Source organism: Williamsia sp. (assembly GCF_036566845.1).
GTDB lineage: Bacteria > Actinomycetota > Actinomycetes > Mycobacteriales > Mycobacteriaceae > Williamsia.
The window spans coordinates 20,642-39,086 of sequence record NZ_DATCVM010000269.1 but is presented as its reverse complement, the minus strand read 5'-3'; the positions used below and the strand labels follow the sequence as shown (position 1 = coordinate 39,086).

General features: G+C 65.3%; 21 protein-coding genes. 8 read left to right on the top strand and 13 right to left on the bottom strand.

Annotated elements, in window-relative coordinates; all coding sequences use genetic code 11:
- Positions 1-44: 44 nt before the first annotated feature.
- Both VIQ49_RS25730 and VIQ49_RS25725 read right to left on the bottom strand, forming a co-directional pair.
- Positions 45-254 carry a hypothetical protein gene (locus VIQ49_RS25730; protein WP_331889444.1) on the bottom strand — a complete coding sequence of 70 codons (210 nt, stop codon included), beginning with the start codon at positions 252-254 and terminating at the stop codon, positions 45-47.
- Positions 255-282: 28 nt separating this feature from the next.
- Entirely contained in the window at positions 283-741 is a 459-nt protein-coding gene (locus VIQ49_RS25725; protein WP_331889442.1) for an OsmC family protein, read from the bottom strand.
- A 52-nt stretch (positions 742-793) separates the two neighbouring features.
- Between VIQ49_RS25725 and VIQ49_RS25720 the strand changes: the two genes are divergently transcribed.
- Positions 794-1,576, top strand: a complete 783-nt coding sequence (locus VIQ49_RS25720; RefSeq protein WP_331889448.1) for a potassium channel family protein — start codon at positions 794-796, stop codon at positions 1,574-1,576.
- Here the strand turns inward: VIQ49_RS25720 and VIQ49_RS25715 are convergent.
- Positions 1,561-2,529: a helix-turn-helix transcriptional regulator gene (locus tag VIQ49_RS25715; protein ID WP_331889440.1), complete on the bottom strand. Its 969-nt coding sequence runs from the start codon at positions 2,527-2,529 to the stop codon at positions 1,561-1,563. The two genes, VIQ49_RS25720 and VIQ49_RS25715, sit on opposite strands and share 16 nt — an antisense overlap.
- A 96-nt stretch (positions 2,530-2,625) precedes the next feature.
- On the opposite strand from VIQ49_RS25715, the gene VIQ49_RS25710 reads away from it, so the two are divergent.
- Together VIQ49_RS25710 and VIQ49_RS25705 are read left to right on the top strand one after the other, a co-directional pair.
- Complete coding sequence (locus tag VIQ49_RS25710; RefSeq protein WP_331889438.1) at positions 2,626-3,615, top strand: ABC transporter ATP-binding protein; 990 nt, start codon at positions 2,626-2,628, stop codon at positions 3,613-3,615.
- A 56-nt stretch (positions 3,616-3,671) separates the two neighbouring features.
- Positions 3,672-4,439: an ABC transporter permease gene (locus tag VIQ49_RS25705; RefSeq protein ID WP_331889436.1), complete on the top strand. Its 768-nt coding sequence runs from the start codon at positions 3,672-3,674 to the stop codon at positions 4,437-4,439.
- 78 nt (positions 4,440-4,517) lie between these two features.
- Here VIQ49_RS25705 and VIQ49_RS25700 read toward each other — a convergent pair whose 3' ends face one another.
- On the bottom strand, positions 4,518-5,789 hold the full coding sequence (locus VIQ49_RS25700) for a vWA domain-containing protein (protein ID WP_331889434.1): 1,272 nt from the start codon (positions 5,787-5,789) through the stop codon (positions 4,518-4,520).
- Between the two features lie 29 nt (positions 5,790-5,818).
- On the bottom strand, positions 5,819-6,271 hold the full coding sequence (locus VIQ49_RS25695; RefSeq protein WP_331889432.1) for a DUF4262 domain-containing protein: 453 nt from the start codon (positions 6,269-6,271) through the stop codon (positions 5,819-5,821).
- A gap of 114 nt (positions 6,272-6,385) precedes the next feature.
- Between VIQ49_RS25695 and VIQ49_RS25690 the strand changes: the two genes are divergently transcribed.
- On the top strand, positions 6,386-7,069 hold the full coding sequence (locus tag VIQ49_RS25690) for a CPBP family intramembrane glutamic endopeptidase (RefSeq protein ID WP_331889430.1): 684 nt from the start codon (positions 6,386-6,388) through the stop codon (positions 7,067-7,069).
- A 4-nt stretch (positions 7,070-7,073) separates the two neighbouring features.
- Here VIQ49_RS25690 and VIQ49_RS25685 read toward each other — a convergent pair whose 3' ends face one another.
- The 5 genes from VIQ49_RS25685 to VIQ49_RS25665 all read right to left on the bottom strand — a co-directional run bounded on the left by VIQ49_RS25685 (position 7,074) and on the right by VIQ49_RS25665 (position 11,811).
- Positions 7,074-7,529 (bottom strand): Rrf2 family transcriptional regulator, encoded by a 456-nt coding sequence (locus VIQ49_RS25685; RefSeq protein WP_331889428.1) that lies wholly within the window; start codon positions 7,527-7,529, stop codon positions 7,074-7,076.
- Between the two features lie 10 nt (positions 7,530-7,539).
- On the bottom strand, positions 7,540-8,292 hold the full coding sequence (locus VIQ49_RS25680; RefSeq protein WP_331889426.1) for an SDR family oxidoreductase: 753 nt from the start codon (positions 8,290-8,292) through the stop codon (positions 7,540-7,542).
- A 126-nt stretch (positions 8,293-8,418) separates the two neighbouring features.
- Positions 8,419-9,429 carry an isopenicillin N synthase family dioxygenase gene (locus VIQ49_RS25675; protein ID WP_331889424.1) on the bottom strand — a complete coding sequence of 337 codons (1,011 nt, stop codon included), beginning with the start codon at positions 9,427-9,429 and terminating at the stop codon, positions 8,419-8,421.
- Positions 9,430-9,510: 81 nt separating this feature from the next.
- The gene (locus VIQ49_RS25670; RefSeq protein WP_331889422.1) at positions 9,511-10,398 is read right to left on the bottom strand and encodes a fused MFS/spermidine synthase; all 888 of its coding nucleotides are present in this window, start codon (positions 10,396-10,398) and stop codon (positions 9,511-9,513) included.
- Positions 10,399-10,422: 24 nt separating this feature from the next.
- Entirely contained in the window at positions 10,423-11,811 is a 1,389-nt protein-coding gene (locus VIQ49_RS25665; protein ID WP_331889420.1) for a sulfite reductase subunit alpha, read from the bottom strand.
- A 158-nt stretch (positions 11,812-11,969) separates the two neighbouring features.
- Here VIQ49_RS25665 and VIQ49_RS25660 point away from each other — a divergent pair, with 158 nt between their 5' ends.
- Positions 11,970-12,935, top strand: a complete 966-nt coding sequence (locus VIQ49_RS25660) for a cobalamin biosynthesis protein (RefSeq protein WP_331889418.1) — start codon at positions 11,970-11,972, stop codon at positions 12,933-12,935.
- On the opposite strand, the gene VIQ49_RS25655 is transcribed toward VIQ49_RS25660, so the two are convergent.
- On the bottom strand, positions 12,849-13,760 hold the full coding sequence (locus VIQ49_RS25655; RefSeq protein ID WP_331889416.1) for an SURF1 family protein: 912 nt from the start codon (positions 13,758-13,760) through the stop codon (positions 12,849-12,851). The two genes, VIQ49_RS25660 and VIQ49_RS25655, sit on opposite strands and share 87 nt — an antisense overlap.
- Positions 13,761-13,946: 186 nt before the next feature.
- Here VIQ49_RS25655 and VIQ49_RS25650 point away from each other — a divergent pair, with 186 nt between their 5' ends.
- The gene (locus VIQ49_RS25650) at positions 13,947-14,990 is read left to right on the top strand and encodes a zinc-binding metallopeptidase family protein (protein WP_331889414.1); all 1,044 of its coding nucleotides are present in this window, start codon (positions 13,947-13,949) and stop codon (positions 14,988-14,990) included.
- Positions 14,991-15,027: 37 nt separating this feature from the next.
- On the opposite strand, the gene VIQ49_RS25645 is transcribed toward VIQ49_RS25650, so the two are convergent.
- Both VIQ49_RS25645 and VIQ49_RS25640 read right to left on the bottom strand, forming a co-directional pair.
- On the bottom strand, positions 15,028-15,492 hold the full coding sequence (locus VIQ49_RS25645) for a low molecular weight protein-tyrosine-phosphatase (RefSeq protein WP_331889412.1): 465 nt from the start codon (positions 15,490-15,492) through the stop codon (positions 15,028-15,030).
- Positions 15,485-16,171 (bottom strand): HAD-IA family hydrolase, encoded by a 687-nt coding sequence (locus VIQ49_RS25640; protein WP_331889410.1) that lies wholly within the window; start codon positions 16,169-16,171, stop codon positions 15,485-15,487. Before VIQ49_RS25640 ends, VIQ49_RS25645 begins: the two co-directional genes overlap by 8 nt.
- A gap of 54 nt (positions 16,172-16,225) precedes the next feature.
- Between VIQ49_RS25640 and cobC the strand changes: the two genes are divergently transcribed.
- Both cobC and VIQ49_RS25630 read left to right on the top strand, forming a co-directional pair.
- The gene (cobC, locus tag VIQ49_RS25635) at positions 16,226-17,257 is read left to right on the top strand and encodes an Rv2231c family pyridoxal phosphate-dependent protein CobC (RefSeq protein WP_331889408.1); all 1,032 of its coding nucleotides are present in this window, start codon (positions 16,226-16,228) and stop codon (positions 17,255-17,257) included.
- Positions 17,254-18,378: a Nif3-like dinuclear metal center hexameric protein gene (locus VIQ49_RS25630; protein WP_331889406.1), complete on the top strand. Its 1,125-nt coding sequence runs from the start codon at positions 17,254-17,256 to the stop codon at positions 18,376-18,378. Before cobC ends, VIQ49_RS25630 begins: the two co-directional genes overlap by 4 nt.
- Positions 18,379-18,445: the final 67 nt, after the last annotated feature.

The window sequence follows — 18,445 nt, the reverse complement described above, 5'->3', positions numbered from 1 at the left end:
TCCACGGCCGCCGTTTCGGGTTTGGTTCGGTGTTCGGGGTCAGGTCAGTTCTTCTGGAGCAACTTGTAGAGCCGGATGCCGTTGAAGATCGCAACGATGGGCCAGCAGATGATGGCCACCCACGAGCTGAAGTTGTCCTCGCCGCGGGCGATGTCGTAGATCGCGAGGGCGGTCAAGAGAATTGAGACTATTTCGACGATCACGAGCAGATTTCGGGTGAGAGCGTCGTTTTTCGAGGAGCCTGTGTTGGTCACCGACCGAATATAACCCGATTCGGGCACATCATCGGGTGTGGACGGTGGCGGTGACCGTCACCACCGTATTCAGCGAATTGGCGATATAGCACTCGTTGTGGGCTTGCTCGATGAGGGCCAGGACTTTGTCGGGGTCCGTACCGGTGGCCACCCGGACGGCAGGGGACAGATCGATGGTTCCGATGCGAATCGGTGAGTCGGTGTCGTCCATCGCCCCGCACGCATCGTCTTCGTAGCCAAGGACATCGACTCCGGCACGAGCGGCCACGGCGAGGAATGACAACAATTGACATGAGCTCGCCGCCAGCACAACGAGTTGTTCAGGATTCATGAGTTGTTCGTTGCCGCGGAAATGTGGATCGGCACTCAACCGGAGCTCGTCGGCAGCTGGTGGTGTCACCGCCTGATGATCACGCGAATATGCCCGGTAACCGACTCCGGTGGACCCGTCCCAGATGAGATGCGATGAATACACGTGCGTCGCCATGACACACCGTAACTTCTCTCCGTCCGCCGAAGGTGGTTGTCTTGCCTTCGTGATGGAGATTGCGGACGAACCGATCGACAGACTCGGATTGTGGGAGAAACGCACCGAATGGCCGCTGGCAGCTGTCGCGGTGATCTTCCTGGTCGCTTACTCGTTGCAGGTTCTGGCGCGCCCGGAGGGCGATTCCGAAACTGTGCTCATTGCGGTGGTCGCGGTGACATGGCTGTTGTTTGCAGTCGACTATGTGTGCCGGTTGATGTTGTCCACGCAGCGGCTTCGGTGGTTTTCCCGGCACCTCCTCGACCTCGCGATTGTTGCGCTGCCGATTCTGCGGCCGCTTCGACTGCTTCGCCTGGTCATCGTGATCGGTGTGTTCCATAACGTGGTCGGCGCCATCACTCGCGGACGCGTGATTGTCTACACGGTTGCCAGCGCGATCCTGCTCGTTTACGTGGCATCGCTGGCGATCCTGGAAGCCGAACGGCCACAACCAGACTCGGGGATCAAGACGTTCGGCGAGGCGTTGTGGTGGTCGATCACCACGGTGACAACGGTCGGATACGGCGACTACGCGCCGGTATCGGCAACCGGACGAATGATTGCGGTGCTGTTGATGCTCGGCGGCATCAGCCTGATCGGTGTGGTCACCGCGACGTTGGCATCGTGGATTGTTCAGCGGGTTGCCGAAGAAGACACGGCGAATCAGCTGGCGACCGCGGAGCAATTGGACCTGCTACGAAGTGAGCTCGCAGAACTGAAAGGGTTGCTGGCGGCGGCAAAGCCGGAGCCGTCGCCGGGCAATCCGCGGGCGAGCCCTGATCAAGCATTGCGGTAGCGCTCGGCAACTTTGAGGTGGTAGTCGGCGACATCGCGGCATTCGTCGCGCAGTTCGGCGGGTGAGATGACGGTGAAGTCGGCGTCGAAGGCGTATAGCCACCGCGCAATCGATGTCAGCGACTGGCCGAAAAGCGCCACCTCGCAGCTGTTCACGTCACCCGATTCGACTTCGCCCCACGCGGAGTCGACCATCTCCGCGACCTGTTCGAGCGGGCTGTGGATCCGCACCCGAGCGGTGGCCTGCCGGTACACCGAACCGATGCTGCGAGCGACAAACGCCGCTGCATCGCCTTCGGGCAGGTCTCGTGGGGTGAACCTGGGACCGGTCGGGATCTTGGGGGTGAGGCGGTCGACGCGGAACGAGCGCCAGTCGTCGCGGCTGAGGTCCCACGCGAGGAGATACCAACGTAAGCCGCTGCGCACCAGTCGATATGGCTCGACCTCGCGACGGCTCTCGGCGCCGTCGCGGGCTCGGTAGTCGAATCGCAATCGTTCATGGCGATGGCAGACCGCAGCCACGTCGGACAGCACAGCCGCATCGACTTGCGATGCCGGTACCCGCGTCGGGGTGGCATCGACCTGGAGGGAATCGAGTCGGTGGCGGAGCCGGGAAGGCATCACCTGCCGCAGCTTCGACATCGCCCGGACGCCGGCTTCCTCCAGTCCGGCAACCGACGCGGTGGCGCCGGCTCCGAGACCGAGCGCCACCGCGAGGACTTCCTGATCGTCGAGGAGTAGCGGAGGCATCTCGGCGCCGGCGCCGAGTTGATAGCCGCCGCCGACGCCGACCGTTCCGTCCACCGGATACCCGAGTTCGCGGAGTCGGTCGACGTCGCGGCGCACCGTGCGGGTGGTGATGTTCAGGCGCTCGGCGAGATCGGCACCCGACCATTCCTTCCGGGTTTGCAACAGGCTCAGTAGGCGGAGCAGGCGCGCTGACGTGTCCAACATGGCTTTCACCCTGCCAGATATTGCGGACCGGGACTGTCCTCATTAGGTCGTAGCTTGGTGTCAATGCAGTTCAGGGGCAACTTCTGGAGGGAAATGATGACAATCAGCGCACGCACGTCGGCACCGGCGATCGAGGTCGCGGCACTCACGAAAACGTTCAAGCAGGGCAAGAACACGGTCGAAGCGGTCAAGGGTATCGACCTGTCTGTGGCCGAAGGGGAGTTGCTGGCGCTGCTCGGTCCCAATGGAGCCGGAAAGTCGACAACTCTGCGGATGATCACCACTCTGTTGCAGCCCACGTCGGGTTCCGCCTGGCTTGCGGGTCACAACATCGCGGACGACCCGGACGCGGTGCGCCGGCAGATCGGTTACGTGGGCCAGGGCAACGGCGGCGGCAACAACCAGCGCGTCCGCGAAGAACTCGTGACCCAGGGGCTGTGTTACGGCATCAAGAAGTCCGAGAGTTCGGCCCGCGCAGATGAATTGATCGCGGCGCTGGATCTGACGGGGATGGAGAACCGGAGGGTCAGCACGCTGTCCGGTGGCCAGCGTCGCCGCCTCGACATCGCGCTCGGGATCGTCCATCGTCCGCCGGTGATCTTCCTCGACGAACCCACCACGGGCATGGACCCCCAGAGCCGGGCCAACCTGTGGACGCACATCGGGCGCTTGCGCGCCGAAACCGGAGCCACCATCGTGCTCACCACGCATTATCTCGAGGAAGCCGATGCGATGGCAGAACGGGTGGTTGTCATCGACAAGGGCACCGTGATCGCCGATGATTCCGCAGCGGCACTCAAGGACACGCTGGCCGGCGATCGCATCGAGTTCACCGTGGAGCGGACCGCGGACGCGGACGAATTGGCGCGGCTGGCAACAGGTTTTGCAGAGACCCGCGATGTGGCAGTCGACTCGTTGACCGTCGGTCTGCAGGTGGAGCGCGCCGATGTGATGCTGCCGAAGTTGATCGCCGCGGCGACCGAGCGCGCGATCACCATCCGGACCGCGCAGGCTTCCCGTCCCACGCTGGACGACGTCTTCCTGTCACTGACCGGGCGCAGCCTCCGCGAATCCGCGGCCGCCTGAATCAAGCCATCCGATCCCAAAGCTTCTGGGCCAACTGCCTTTCAAGGAGATTCACGATGACATCCACGATTGTTCGAGACAGCTCCATCGTCCTGGTCCGCGAGTTGCGGCCCACCATCCGAGACCCGTTCACGGTGATCTTCAGCCTGGTGCAACCACTGATCTTGCTGGCCCTATTCGGTCCTCTTCTCAAAGATGTTCCCGGCGCGACGGATTCGGGCAACGTCTGGAATTGGTTCATACCCGGGGTTCTCGCGATGATCGCGATCTTCGGCACCTCGATGACCGGCGCCAACCTGATGGATGAGATGCACACCGGAAGCCATGAGCGAATGCTGGTGACCCCGTTGAGGCGCAGTTCGCTGTTGCTCGGCCGGGCGCTGAAAGAGATGGTTCCACTGGCGGCGCAGTCCGTGATCATCCTGCTGATCGGATTGTCGCTGGGGTTCGACATCAACATCGGGGGAGCGGTGATCGGGATCATGATCCTCGCCGTGTTCGGTGTCGGACTGGGGTCGCTGTCCTACAGCCTGGCATTGGCTGTCCGCGACCAGGATTGGGTGTTCTGGACCGTGCAGCAGACCCTGATGTTCCCGCTGCTGATCCTGTCGGGAACGATGCTGCCACTCGAAGACGCGCCCGGGTGGATGCAATTCCTGGTCAACATCAATCCGTTGCACTACGTCGTCGAAGCCGAACGCGCACTGTTCGTGGGCGATTTCGACATGTCGCTGATCGGAGCCGGCGCACTGGCCGCAGTGCTGACGGCCGCCGCCGGCCTCGCCGTGGGCATCCGGGCGATGGGCGCCGCCTCCCGCGCCTGACCTGAACACCCGAAAGTGGTGGGTCTTGGCGAGCAAAAGCCCAGGTGGGCCTCGCCAAAACCCACCACTTTCGGGTGTTCAGGTCAGGATGTTCGCCGCTCGCGCGGCGCGGAGCCAATCGGGGAACTCGGAGAGCAGACGTTGGTAGAGCTCGTCGTCCGACACCTTGTCGATGTCGTCGAGGGCAAAGAAGCCGGCGTTGTCGACAACCCGTCCGTCCATTTCGTCGAGCTGTTCGAGCAGGCCGTAGTTGGCTTTTCCGATGCCGACGAACTGCCAGAAGACCGGAGCGCTCGATGCCGTGCGCATCAGTTCGCTGATCGGACGCTTCTGCCGGAATCCGCCGTCGGTGAAGAACAGAACCAGGACCGGGTGACCCGGGGTCACCGAGCTCAGGATCTCGTTCATGATCGGGAGTTCGTCGTTGGTGGCGCCGATCGAGCCGTAGTCGAACCCGCCGTGTCTGCCGTAGATGTGGAGGTAGTCCTCGGTCCAGGTCTCGATGTTGCCGACACTGATGTCCGGCACGCGCAGGTAGGACTTGGCATACATGTAGGGCTCGAGTTGCCCGTCGTCGTCGATCTGGGTGGCCACCGCCAGCATCCGTTCGACGACGCGGTGGATCACCTTCTTTGAATACTGCTTGGCCATGCTGCCGGTCTTGTCGATGGCGATGATGACCCGGGCCCGGACACCGGCGGCGTTCTTGGTGAGCAACACTTTGTGGACTTCACGTTTGCGCATATCGAGGCGTTGGCGCTTCTCGAGGGAGAGCTTTTCTTCTCCGGCAACGTTTCTGACGACGGGTTCGGACGCCGTGGGCTTGGTTGCCGGGGGCGCGGATTCCGCCGGCTTGTCGTCGACGCTCACGCCGTGTTCCCGGACCAGATCGGCGAAACCGCGGTCCCAACCGGCGCTGACGTTCCGGACCTTCCATTGACCGTTGCGCCGGTAGATCTCGCCGAGTACCGCAGCCCGCTCGGTGGTGAGCCCGCCGGCGGGAAGATCCACGGTGATGCCGGCGCCGCTGACGGTGGCGCCGAGTCGCGGCAGCGACGACAGTGCGGCGGTGAAGCCGTCATCACACGCGACCGCGATGGCGATCGTGTCGACGTCGGCGGGAATCGTGGACAGGTCTATGGCGAGGGTGGTCGGGCCTGTCAGCGCCACCGCGCCCTCGGGTGACGTCGGCTGATTGAAGAAGACGAAGTCGTTGTCGTTGCGGGTCTTGCGATTGCCGGCCAACTGGAAGGCCATCACGTCGACCATGCCGGGTTGCGCTCCCGACACCACAACGGTCAACGGGCCGGCATCGATGGAGATGTTGGCGCCACGCGTCAGGGAGACCATTGGCCCATTATCTACAGTTCCGGCAGATCTCAGGCAGCGGGTAGACCGGCGAGCGGTTGTGCGGTGCGGGCCATTCCGTAGTGGGTGCTCCAGGGGTATTCGCCGGTGGCATCGGGCCAGACCAACTGCCACGCCGAGACCTCGCCGTACACCGCCCGGGCAACGCGGAGATCGGTGGTGGTCAGGGCCTCGATCACCATGAGATCAAGATCGTCGTCGATGAAACCGGACAGACGCTCACCCGCGGTGAGTGTGCCCCCGCCCCGCGAGATCCGGTGGCCGACGGTGTTGAGGATCGACCCGGCCACACCCGGATCGAGGCCGTAGATGATCAACTCGGAATGACCGAGGGAGGTCAGCCCGGTGGTGTACGCGAGAGACGGGAACCCGGCGGCGACGTTGGCTCGGACGGCGGTGACCGTCCAATACCGCTTGGCGATCGCGCGATGGGCGAAGTCGACGGGATCGGACTGCAGGCGCATCGTGGCCTCCTTCTGAGCAGATCGGCTATGCGAGGCACCTTAATGCCCGCCTCCGACAATCGAATCCGCGCAGCAACCGAACCGCCACCGGCCCGGCCGGATAGAGTTTCGCGAATGCGTGATGTAGCGGTTGTCGTCGGTGTTCTCGCACTGATCAATGTGCTTTCCCACTTCACGTTCGACCACGCGATCACGCTGTTCGTCCCACTCGGCGCGATCGGACTGCTGATCTACGCCCGATGGCGCGGCTTCGGCTGGGACGAACTGGGTCTGGCCCGCAGTCAGCATCGCAAAGGTCTGCGGTGGGCCGCGGCGATCCTGATCCCCGTCGCGGTCATCGCGATCGGTGGCGCGCTGTTGCCCTGGACCCGATCACTGTATTTGTCGGACCACTACGACTCGGTGTCGGTCGCACTGTGGGGTGCTTTGGTGATCATTCCGCTGCAGACCGTGATCCCGGAAGAACTGCTGTTCCGCGGAGTGCTCAACGCCGCCCTGGTGCGGGTGGCGTCGGTGAGGGTTGTCTATCTGGCCGGGGCCGGATTGTTCGGGTTGTGGCACGTGTCGTCGTCGCTGGGCCTGACCGCGGGCAACGACGGCCTGACAGACCTGCTGGGGTCGGGGCTGTTCGCTCAGATCGCCGGGGTCGCAGGCGCAGTGATCGTCACGGGTGTATCCGGCCTGATCTTCATCTGGCTACGACGTCGCAGCGACAGCCTGTTGGCGCCCATGGCGTTCCACTGGGCGGTCAACGGCACCGGCGCACTCGGCGCTGCGCTGGCGTGGCAGCTGCAATGACCGGTCACGACGCGGTCAGCTTGTCCCGCAGGGCGGTCAGGTCCAGTGTCGCTGCGAGGTCGCTGATGGTCACCGCGGAAAGTTCACTGCGCCATGCCTTCTCGGCGGTGGCCATGACCTTCGCGATGCCGCACGCGGCGCGGCACTGCTCCGGTGGGGCGGCGAGTAGGCCCTGTTGGCGGATTTCGGTGCACCGGAATGCAGGTTCGGGGCCGTCCACCGCCTGCACGACGTCGAGGACGGTGATCTCTGATGCTGCCCGGGTCAGGAGATAACCACCGTCGCGACCTTCGGTCGGATGCACCAGACCTGCACGCGCCAGCGACTGCAGGTGTTTGGCGAGGTAGGTCCTCGAGACGCCATGAAGTTCTGCCAGACGGGCTGTGGGTACGGGACCCTCGGCCTGGCTGAGCACCACGCAGCAGTGGAGCGACCACTCGACGCCACCGGAGAGCTTCATGGCGCCAACTCTAACCACGCGAAGCGCGCAACCATTCATCGAATGTGGTCGGTGCGATCCACGCGTTCGCACCCGGCGTCGGGGTGATCGCCGAGTTGTCCAGCTTGGCTCCGAAGTATCCCGCCTCGATTTCGCTGATGACCGTTCGCGGATCTCCGGTCGATGAGAACAGTCGCCGGACCAGTTCATCGATGCCGAGGGGCTCGGGTCCGGCGATCTCGACTGTCCCGCCCAGCGGGGTACCGACGACGATCTCGGCAAGATGAGTGACGACGTCGCCCGAGGCGATCGGTTGCAGGTGTGCGGGCGTTGCGTGCACGGTGTCATCCTGTGTGCCGGCGTCGGCGATTCCGGCGATGAACTCGAAGAACTGGGTGGAGCGCACGATCGAGTAGGGGATCGGCCCGGCTTTGACCAGATCCTCTTGGGCCACCTTGGCGCGCATGTACCCGGAGTCGGGGAGCCTGTCGGCACCCACGATGGACAAGATCACGTGATGCCCGACCCCTGCGGCTTCTTCGGCCGTCAGCAGGTGTTCGGTCGAGTTCCGGAAGAACGCCAGGACGTCGTTGTCTTCCCATGACGGCGAATTGGTGAGATCCACAACCACGTCGGCACCCTTGACCGCCGCGGCGATCCCGGTGCCGGTGGTGCTGTCGATACCGTCTTCGCGCCCGAGGGCGGCCACATCGTGCCCGGATCGGTCGAGTCGTTCCGCGAGCTGACCTCCGATGAGTCCCTTGCCGAAAATGACGATCTTCATACCGCACTCCTTAACTGGGATGAGTTCTATCGTAGTTTAGACGGATAGTAAGTGTCCAAGTCAACCCCCGGGTTGGTATTCAGGTGACGCCACCAATCAGTGCTGGATGGATCAGTACCGGATGATTCAGTGCTCGATGCGGTCGCGCCCGCCGACAACCCGGGACTCATCCGGATACCACCGCGCATGCACGTCAGGATGGGCACGCGTGCGGCTCTTCCAGGTGTTCTCGCCGTAGGTCGAATACAGGGGATTTGCCGGATCCTGTTCTACGCCGCGGGCATTGGTCGCGAGCTCGGCGGGCAGATCGATGGTGGGGATGACCGCGTCCAGGGCAGGACTGAAGAAATAGGGAATCGACAGTCGCTCCCGCGCTCCGGGTGGTGTCAGGACCCGATGTCTGGTGGCCCGCAGATAGCCGTGTGTTGCCACTTCGAGCATCTCGCCGATGTTGACCACAAACGCCCCGGGCAGAGGCGGCGCGTCGATCCAGCTCCCGTCGGACGCCTCGACCTGCAGTCCCGAGGATCCCTCCTCGATCAGGAGCAAGGTGAGGACACCTGAATCCTTGTGTGCGCCAACCCCTTGGTCGCCCGCCACCGCGGCGGCGGGCCGAGCCGGATAGCGCACCAGTTTGATCAATGTGGCCGGCGCGTGGGCGAACGTGTCGTCGAACAGGTGTGGGTCGGCCGAGAGGCCCGCTGCCCAGTTACGCAGCAGCCGGAGTGAGACCCCTGAGAGCGCGGCGTCGTAATCGGTGATCGCCGAACGCAATTCGGGCAGCGCGGTGGGCCACTGATTGGGACCCTGGAGGCGCATGTATCCGGAGGCGTGCGCGATGGGGGCGCGGTCGGGCCCGATGTCGATCTGCTCGCGCCAGTCGATCTCACCGTTGGTGAACTCCCCGCCGAGGCGGTTGTAGCCGCGGAAGTGGGGGCTGTTGATCATGGAGATCGACAGCTTGTCCTCATCGGGTAACGCAAAGAAGGCATGGGCGGTGGCCTGCACCCGGTTGATGAGTTGCGGGTCCACGCCGTGGCCCACGAGATAGAAGAAACCGACTTCGTGGGTGACGGCCCGAAGTTGTCCGCGGCCTTCGGGTGTTTCGAGTTCGGCCAGGTCGATCACGGGAAGCACACCAACAACGGTAGACCTCCGCGCCGAAGGGCACACCCGATGGAGTCAGTGTGATCCCAGTGCTACTCGGTGATCCCAGAGCTACTCGGTGATCACTGCGTTGCCGGACGCTGCCGGGTCGCGCAGGACCTTGCCTGCCGCGGCGAACTCCCGGACCCGGGTGGTGTCCCAGATCTGTGCCGGCACACCGCCACCGAGAAGTGCGCGGGTCAGTGCCGGGGACCCGCCGATCGGCACGTCGCTGCCGGCGATGACGATGTTCCCGTAGCGGCGGCCCTTGAGCATCGCCGGATCGGCGATGATGACCATGTGCTCGAAAAAGGTGCCGATCGTGGCGGCTTCGGCCCGGGCCAGCGTCAGATCGCGGGTGTCGCCGCAGTTCACCATGTAGATTCCCCCGGGCGCCAGCACGCGGCGTACCTGTGTCACGAACTCCTGGGTGGTCAGCGCCGGTGGGGTGAGCACTCCGGAGAACACGTCACGGATGATCAGGTCCCGGGTGCTGTCGGTGAGCGTTTCGGTGACCTCCCGTGCGTCGCCGGCGCGCAGCCGCAGGAGTGGGGCACGGGGCAGGTTGAACCACTCGCGGACCAGTTCGGTGAGTCGCTTGTCGATGTCGACGGCGACCTGCCGTGCATCCGGATAGGTGGCCGCGAGATACCGGGCCATCGAACATGCCCCGGCGCCCAGGTGCAACGCACGAAGCCGCTCGGTCGGCGGCCAGTGGTCACCGATCAACTCGGCCATCCACTGCATGTATTCGAAATCGAGGGCCGTCGGATCGGCGAGGTTGATGTGTGAACTCTGAGCACCGTTGACGGTGATCATCCAACCGTCGGTCAGATGATCACGGACCAGTTCGCAGGTACCGGTGTCGATGGGATAGACACCGGGCTTCGGTCCGTTGTCCTCGCGGGCCCGCGTCGCCCTGGTGCTGTGCGTCCGCGCGTTCTTCCGTGATCTGGCCATTGCTGTCAGTACATCCCATCGGGGTCAGTACACGTCACGCAGATAACGCTTTTCACGTTTGAGGGTGTTCACGTAGTCTTCGGCGGCATCGGGGTCGAGGCCACCGTGTTCGGCCACGACGTCATGTAGTGCGGCGTCGACGTCCTTGGCCATCTGCGACGCGTCGCCGCAGACGTAGAGGTGAGCGCCGTCGGACAGCCAGTCGAACAACTGATCGCCGTGTTCGCGCATGCGGTCCTGTACGTAGATCTTGTGTTCCTGGTCGCGGGAGAACGCGAGGTCGACGCGGGTGAGGATGCCGTCCCGCTGGAACTGGACGATCTCGTCCTCGTACATGAAGTCGGTGGCCCGGTGGTGATCACCGAAGAACAGCCAGTTGCGGCCGGCGGCGCCGCGGGCCTTGCGTTCGTAGAGGAACGACCGGAAAGGTGCCACACCGGTACCGGGTCCGATCATGATGACCGGGGTCGAGTCGTCGGTCGGCAACCGGAACGACTTGTTCTTCGACAGGAAGATGCCGGCGGTGCCGCCGGCCCTCATCCTGTCGGCCAGGAAGGTCGAGCATTGTCCGCGCCGATCGCGCTGAGCCGAGCGATGGCGGACGGCGGCCACCGTCAGGTGGACCATCCCGCGATGGGTCAGAGGACTCGACGAGATCGAGTAGACGCGGTGGGTGAGGGGCCGCAGCAGTTCGATGAGTTCGGTGGCCGACATCCGCAGGGTGGGTTCGAGGTCGAGGAGGTCGAGGACGTCCTTGCCCCACAGCCAGCCTTCGAGGGCTTCGCGTTCCTCCGTCGACAGGATGTGGACGAGTTCGGCGTCGCCTGAGCGATCGGCCATGTGGTTGATCAGTTCACGCGTCGGCAGGGAGATCTCGTATTCATGGGTGAGGAGGTCGATCAGAGTCGACTCACCGGCCCGGGTCGTGACGGTCTCGTCGGGTTCGGCGCCGATCCGCTCGATGATCGCCGTGACGAGATCGGGATCGTTGACCGGCTTGATGCCGAGTCCGTCTCCGGCCTCGTAGTCGATGTCGCTGTCGCCGAGGTCGAAGACCACGTGACGGACATCCTTGCGGGAATCTGCTCCGCGCAGTGGGCGATTGGCGACCAAAGTGGCGCCATACGGATTCTTGCGGGTCCAGGGCGAGCGTTTCGGTTTGGTCGCCGGGACGGGACCGGGGGTATCGGTGGTGACCGTCGCCGTGGCGGTGTCGGCGTGCAGGATCTCCGGCGCCTCGGTGGTGGTGTCGAGTTCGCGGAGCTTGCTCAGAGCGCGGCTCAGGACGTCTTCCCGGGTCGCGAGGGCGGTCCCGGCACCGGCGCCGGTGTCGAACCCCGCGAGGAAGCCTGACAACCACAGCCGCTCGTCTCCGGTGAATTGGGCGTCATCGGGCAGATTGGATGTCTTCATGGCTTGGTTGTGCTCTCCGAGGTCTGCGCGGGGTGCGTGCTCTGCGAACGCCTGGCGCCGCTGCTCCGTTGAAGCGGCACCGGGCGGTGCTAAGGGTACCCTCACGGGTTGTCGAGGGCCGACCCGGTGGATCTGGTGCCTCGAGTCGCGACACTAGGATGTGGCCGGTGAACTCATCGGGTGCCCACCGGGCAGCAGGGTTGGCGATCGGCTATCTCCTCGATCGTAGGTTCGGCGATCCGCGGCGATTGCATCCGGTGGCCGGGATGGGGATTTCTGCGGGCAGGCTCGAGAAGGTCCTGTACCGCGATTCGCGACTGGCGGGCACCGCCTACACCGCGGTCTGCCTGAGCACCGTGATCGGCGCCGGAATCGTCGGCCGGCGTGGTGGCGTTGTCGGGGTGGCGCTGGCCACCTGGGTTGTACTGGGCGGATCGTCGCTGGCGGACGTCGGAGATCGATTGGCCGATGGACTCGAGGCCGGTGACACCGACGCCGCGCGAGCCTTGATCCCGAGCCTGTGTGGCCGCGATCCGAACAGCCTCGACGAATCCGGCATGGCGCGCGCCGCCCTGGAATCAGTGGCGGAGAACACATCCGATTCGGCGGTGGCGCCGCTGGTGTGGGGCGCCGTGGCCGGCGTTCCCGGCCTGCTGGCCTACCGGATGATCAACACGCTCGATGCGATGGTCGGGTACCGCAACAAGCGATACGAGAACTTCGGATGGGCGAGCGCGCGACTCGACGATGCCGCGAATCTTCTGCCGGCGCGTCTGACCGCCGCCTTGGTGGTGGCGATCGGACCGAATCGGACACACGCGGTGACCGCGATCCGGCGTGATGCCTCGGCTCACCCGAGCCCCAACGCGGGTGTGGTGGAGGCATCGTTTGCCGGGGCGCTCGGTGTGTCCCTGGGCGGTGTGACCGTTTACCCGCACCGCACCGAGCAGCGGCCGGTGCTCGGGCGGGGGCCGGCGCCCACCGCGGCCGACGTACGTCGGGCGGCGCGATTGTCGCGTCGGGTGCAGGTGGGAGCGCTAGCGACCGTAGCGGTCGGACAACTTGTCGCCGCTGCCCTGATCGGCCGCCGGACCCGAACCGATCACGCCGCCGCGAACATCTGAACCGGTCCCACCGGTCGATGACGCGGCCAGCGCGTCGCGGGTCTCGCGCCCGCGTTCCCGAGGCTTCTTCACCGGTGCCCCCTCCTTGGCGGCGCGGCGCTGCTTGAACTCCGACCACGCGAAATAGCCCAGTCCCAACGGGGCCATCACACCGAACGCAATCCACTGCAGGCCGTACGACAGGTACGGTCCCGAATCGAGTTGGGGCAGGCTCATCGCCCCGAGGCCACCGGGCTGGTCTTCGTCGAGTTGGAGATAGCCGCCGGCGAGGGGGAGATCGAGGGTGGTGCCCAGGACGGCAGGGTCGATCGAATACACCTGCAGGGCACCGGCATCGACCACCGGCCCGCGTCCGGGGCTGGTGCCCTCGGCCGCGCGGATCCGGGCTTCGATCGTGACCTCATCGGTCGGCGGTGATGCCACGGGCGGCAACGCCGTGCCCTGGACGGGCTTCACATACCCACGATCGACGAGATAGGTGTTCCCGTCGGTGGCGGCGAAAGGTGTCAGGACCTCGTAGGCCGGGGAACCTTCGTCGACGTGGCGCAAGCGCACCACCGCCTCCTTGTCCGGCAGATAGGTGCCGGTGACCAGGACCTTGCGCCAGTCCGAATCATCGATCGGCTGTCCGTCGGCGTAGAGGTCGGTGATCGCAACCGGCTGCGTTGTCTCGGCCTTGCGGAGCAGATCGTTCTGATGCTCGTTGTTCGAATTCTTGCCGAGTTGCCAGGGGGCCAGGACCCAGAAGCACGCCACCGCGAACCCGACCACCACAACGGCCAGCAGAAGCCAGCCGGGCCGGAGGAATCCACGAAGCGTGCGCACCCCTATACGGTACCGAGCACGCCGATGTGGCCCTCGCCTCCCCGCCCGGTGCAGAATCCCCGGCCGGTGCAGAACCCGGCCGCACCGCGTTCCCGTGGCTACTCTTGCCTAGTGGCATGTTATTTCTCGCCACGTGCGGGCGGTGCAGACGAGCTGCCGCCGAAATCTTCGAGCGGAGAGGCTCGTATGCGAGACCTGGTCTGTCGCAAATGTGGTCAGAAATTGTCCTTCGAGAACACGCTGTGCCTGAGCTGCAAGAGCCCGCTCGGTTTTCATCTGCCATCCCGCACGATGTTCACACTCGACGAGACCGGAAGCACCGAAACCGACGGCGACGTCCTGGTGCGGTGCGCGAACTTCGGGCTGATCTCGTGCAACTGGCTGGTCTCGCCGGTGGAAGCCGGCGCGACGACACCGGACGGTGAACCGAACCCGTCGACGCTGTGTGAATCGTGCCGCCTGACCCGGACCCGTCCGGCCGATGAGGACAGCGAAGCAATCGCGGTGTTCGGGGCCGCAGAAACCGACAAGCGCCGGGTGATCCTGGAGCTGAGCGAACTGGGTCTGCCGATCGAGGGCCGCGACGTCGATCCGCAGACCGGACTGGCCTTCGATCTGCTCTCCAGCGCGAAGGAGTCGGTGATCACCGGCCATGCCGACGGTGTGGTCACCCTGGACCTGGCCGAGGGTGACGACGTCCACCGCGAACAGTTGCGGGTGTCGATGGACGAGCCGTACCGGACGCTGATCGGCCACTTCCGGCACGAGATCGGGCACTACTACCAAATGGTGCTGGTCGGCACCGGGGAGTCGCGTCCGCGGTTCGAGCAACTGTTCGGCAACCCCGATGACGACTATCAGGCGGCACTGGACCGTCACTACAGCGAGGGTCCGCCCGACGACTGGAAGGAGGACTACGTCTCGTCCTATGCGACGATGCATCCGGCCGAGGACTGGGCAGAGACCTTCGCCCACTATCTCCACATCCGCGACACCCTCGACACCGCGGCGGCCTTTGCGATGGCACCGTCGGGCGCGACGCTCGACAGCGTGCTCGTCGGAGATGTCGGGTTCGATCAGATCATCGATCTGTGGCTACCGCTGACGTGGGCACTGAACCAGATCAACAGGTCGATGGGACATCAGGACCTGTATCCGTTTGTGCTGCCGGAAAAGGTGCTGGAGAAGATGAGGTTCATCCACGGGCTGATCTCGCCCGCCCTCACCTGAGAAGAACCGTCACCTGAGGTCCGGTCACCGTCTGACGTCAGATGCGGCTGCGCACCCAGTCGAGGAGTTGGGGCATCGCGGCCTCGATCTGGGTGCGTACCTCGACGAAGCCGTCGTCGGATCCGAAGTACGGATCGGCGACGTCGCTGCCGTCCGCATCGGGATCGAAGCTGCGCAGCAACCGGGTCCGGTCACCGGCACCCAGCTTGCGGAGAGCGGCCTCGTGACCGGTGTCCATCGCGATCAGCAGATCGGCATCGAGATGTTCGGGCCCGACCTTTGCGGCGATGTGCTCGTCGTCGTAACCGGCGGACGTCAGTGCGGTGCGGGCGCGGGTGTCGGCGGGATCGCCGATGTGCCAGCCGCCGGTGCCCGCGCTGGTCACCCGAACGCTGCCGTCGAGACCGGCTTCGGTGAGCGCGTGCCGAAAGATGTTCTGGCCCATCGGCGACCGGCAGATGTTTCCGGTGCAGACAAACGTGACGTGCAGGGGCTCAGCCATGGATCAATTCTCGCAATCGCGCCACGGAGTCCGCGGTCCAGGCCGCGTCGGCACCCTCGTCGCCGACCGCATAACCCCAGTCGACAAAGATCGCCGGAATCCCGAACTGTGCCGAACCGTGCACGTCGTGGGACCGGTCGCCGATCATCACCACAGGGTGGTCGGAGACATCGGTGATCCCCAGCGAGTCCAGGGCGTGGGCGATCACATCGGACTTGCTGCGCCGGCTGCCGTCGTCGGAGGCACCGGCTATGTACCGGAAATGCGAGTCGAGGCCGAAGTGCTCGAGGATCCGGCGAGCGGTGGTCTGGCTCTTCGACGTCGCAACCGCCATCGGACGACCGGCGCTGGTCAGGTCTGCCAGCAGTTCGGCCATGCCGTCGAAGACCGAGTTCTCCAGCCAGCCGAGGTCGACGTAGCGCTCCCGGTACGCACTCATCGCCGTCTCGACGTCCGCATTATCGAGGCTCAACCCGCGCAGGCTGTCGATCATCGGTGGACCGGCCAGCCCGGCGACCAGCGCCGGATCGGGCTCGGGAGCTCCGACCGCGGCGAGTGCATGCCGGAAGCTCTTCTCGATGCCGTCGAACGAATCGGTGATCGTTCCGTCGAGGTCGAACAGGAGAATGGTCGCGGGATCGGCGGGGTCGGGAAGGTCTGGTCTGTTGATCGAACTCACGGGTCCATCCTGCCCGTAGGCTCGACAACTGTGAAATCGGAGATACGAGACCCCGTGCCGGCCGAACCGGTGTTGACCGACTTGGGCCGTCACGGCGACGCCGACGCCGAACCCGGGTTGATCGATTTTGCGGTCAATGTCCGCGGCGGCACCCCGGCCTTTGTTCTCGACGCGCTCGCGCGACGACTCGGCGACCTGGCCGCCTATCCCGGCGCCGGAGATCAGCAGCGTGCGGTGGAGGCGATTGCGCGGCGCCACGACCGGGATCCGTCCGAGGTGATGGTGCTGGCCGGAGCGGCCGAGGGTTTTGCGTTGTTGCCCGAGTTGGCGCCCCGCCGGGCCGCGCTCATCCAGCCGTCGTTCACCGAACCGGAGCGGGCCCTGCGAGCCGCCGGGATCGCCATCGATCAGGTGGTCTTGCCGCCGCCCTGGACGCTGGTTCCGGAACTGGTGCCCGAGGACGCGGATCTTGTGGTCCTCGGCAATCCCACCAACCCGACGTCGGTGCTACACCCGCGGCAGACCATCGAGGCGCTGCGTCGCCCCGGTCGCGTGATCGTCGTCGATGAGGCGTTTGCCGACGTGGTGCCGGGGGAGCCGGAGAGCCTGGCCGCCGTCCGCGCCGACGACATTCTGGTGCTGCGCAGCATCACCAAGACCTTTGCGCTGGCTGGTCTGCGAGCCGGGTACATCCTCGGTTCCCCTGAGCTTCTCGCGCGCCTCGGTCGTCGGCGTCCACACTGGCCGTTGGGCACGTTGCAGCTCGCCGCACTCGAACTCTGCGCGGGTGAGGTGGCCGCCGAGTATGCCCGTGCCGAGGCGATGTCGGTTGTCGAGCAACGGGATTGGATGATCAACGCGCTCACCGCCGCGGGCATCGTGGTGGTCGGGCAGCCATCGGCGTCGTTTGTGACGATCTCGGTGGCCGACGGAACCGCCGTCAAGGCGGCGCTGCGGGCGCATGGATATGCGGTGCGCAGTTGCGCCAACTTCGTCGGAATGGACGCGGACCACCTGCGGCTTGCGGTCCGGGACCCCCAGACCGTCGACGGATTGGTCGACGCATTCGGAAAGGTGTTGAGATGACGACATTGGCCGAGGTGATCGCGATCATCGAGCGCGCATATCCGATCCGGCTGGCGGAGAGCTGGGACTCGGTGGGCCTGGTCTGCGGTGATCCGGACGACGGCGTCACCTCGGTGCTGTGCTGTGTCGACGTGACCGATGCCGTTGTCGAGCAGGCTCTGGAATCCGGTGTGGATCTTGTTGTCGCCCATCACCCGTTGCTGTTGCGTGGTGTCGACACCGTCGGCACCCACACCCCGAAGGGACGCCTGGTCCATCGCCTGATCAAGGGCGGATGCGCGCTCTACACGGCGCACACCAACGCCGACTCGGCGAACCCCGGTGTTTCCGACGCGTTGGGTGCGTTGCTGGGACTCACCGACACTCGACCGCTCGACCCCAAACCCGCCCAAGCGATGGACAAGTGGTCGGTGTTCGTTCCGGCCGACGATGCGGCCGCCGTCCGTGAGGCGATGTTCGACGCGGGTGCCGGTGAGATCGGTGAATACAGCCACTGCTGCTGGAGCACGTCCGGCATCGGCCAGTTCCTGCCGGGGACCGCCGCCGAACCTGCGATCGGGCGACGCGGAGAAGTGAGCCGGGTCGCGGAGGATCGCGTCGAGATGGTCGCTCACCGCCGGGTCCGCTCACGGGTCCTGACGGCCCTGCGGACCGCGCATCCCTATGAAGAGCCGGCCTTCGATCTGATCGAGTTGGCGCCCGCACGTGGGGACGAGGGGTTGGGGCGAGTCGGGGAACTCCCCGAACCGATGACTCTGGCGGAGTTCACGACGCGGGTGGCCCGCGCGCTGCCCGCCTCGGCCGTGGGGATCCGGGCGGCCGGTGAGCCGGAGATGACCATCAGGACCGTTGCGGTCTGCGGCGGCGCCGGTGATTCGATGCTGGCCACCGCGCGATCGGTGGGTGCCGACGTCTACGTCACCGGAGACCTGCGGCATCACCCGGTGGACGAGCACCTGCGCGGTGGCGGTCCGGCCCTGATCGACGCCGGCCACTGGAGCACGGAGTTCCCGTGGTGCCGGCAGGCCGCGGACCTGCTGGCCGGCGCCGTACCCGGGCTGGTCACCGCGGTGTTCTCCCAGCCGACAGATCCGTGGACAATTCACCGGAGCGGCCACTGACGTGCAGTACCGCGTACGGTTGCAAAAATGTCATCACCGGCGCCTGCGGGCGCCGAACGGCTTGTTG

Bases quoted from the DNA above. Each gene is read 5' to 3' on its own strand.
- VIQ49_RS25725 (WP_331889442.1), bottom strand. From the start codon at position 741: ATGGCGACGCACGTGTATTCATCGCATCTCATCTGGGACGGGTCCACC.
- VIQ49_RS25720 (WP_331889448.1), top strand. From the start codon at position 794: ATGGAGATTGCGGACGAACCGATCGACAGACTCGGATTGTGGGAGAAA.
- VIQ49_RS25715 (WP_331889440.1), bottom strand. From the start codon at position 2,529: ATGTTGGACACGTCAGCGCGCCTGCTCCGCCTACTGAGCCTGTTGCAA.
- VIQ49_RS25710 (WP_331889438.1), top strand. From the start codon at position 2,626: ATGACAATCAGCGCACGCACGTCGGCACCGGCGATCGAGGTCGCGGCA.
- VIQ49_RS25705 (WP_331889436.1), top strand. From the start codon at position 3,672: ATGACATCCACGATTGTTCGAGACAGCTCCATCGTCCTGGTCCGCGAG.
- VIQ49_RS25700 (WP_331889434.1), bottom strand. From the start codon at position 5,789: ATGGTCTCCCTGACGCGTGGCGCCAACATCTCCATCGATGCCGGCCCG.
- VIQ49_RS25695 (WP_331889432.1), bottom strand. From the start codon at position 6,271: ATGCGCCTGCAGTCCGATCCCGTCGACTTCGCCCATCGCGCGATCGCC.
- VIQ49_RS25690 (WP_331889430.1), top strand. From the start codon at position 6,386: ATGCGTGATGTAGCGGTTGTCGTCGGTGTTCTCGCACTGATCAATGTG.
- VIQ49_RS25685 (WP_331889428.1), bottom strand. From the start codon at position 7,529: ATGAAGCTCTCCGGTGGCGTCGAGTGGTCGCTCCACTGCTGCGTGGTG.
- VIQ49_RS25680 (WP_331889426.1), bottom strand. From the start codon at position 8,292: ATGAAGATCGTCATTTTCGGCAAGGGACTCATCGGAGGTCAGCTCGCG.
- VIQ49_RS25670 (WP_331889422.1), bottom strand. From the start codon at position 10,398: ATGGCCAGATCACGGAAGAACGCGCGGACGCACAGCACCAGGGCGACG.
- VIQ49_RS25665 (WP_331889420.1), bottom strand. From the start codon at position 11,811: ATGAAGACATCCAATCTGCCCGATGACGCCCAATTCACCGGAGACGAG.
- VIQ49_RS25660 (WP_331889418.1), top strand. From the start codon at position 11,970: ATGTGGCCGGTGAACTCATCGGGTGCCCACCGGGCAGCAGGGTTGGCG.
- VIQ49_RS25650 (WP_331889414.1), top strand. From the start codon at position 13,947: ATGCGAGACCTGGTCTGTCGCAAATGTGGTCAGAAATTGTCCTTCGAG.
- VIQ49_RS25645 (WP_331889412.1), bottom strand. From the start codon at position 15,492: ATGGCTGAGCCCCTGCACGTCACGTTTGTCTGCACCGGAAACATCTGC.
- VIQ49_RS25630 (WP_331889406.1), top strand. From the start codon at position 17,254: ATGACGACATTGGCCGAGGTGATCGCGATCATCGAGCGCGCATATCCG.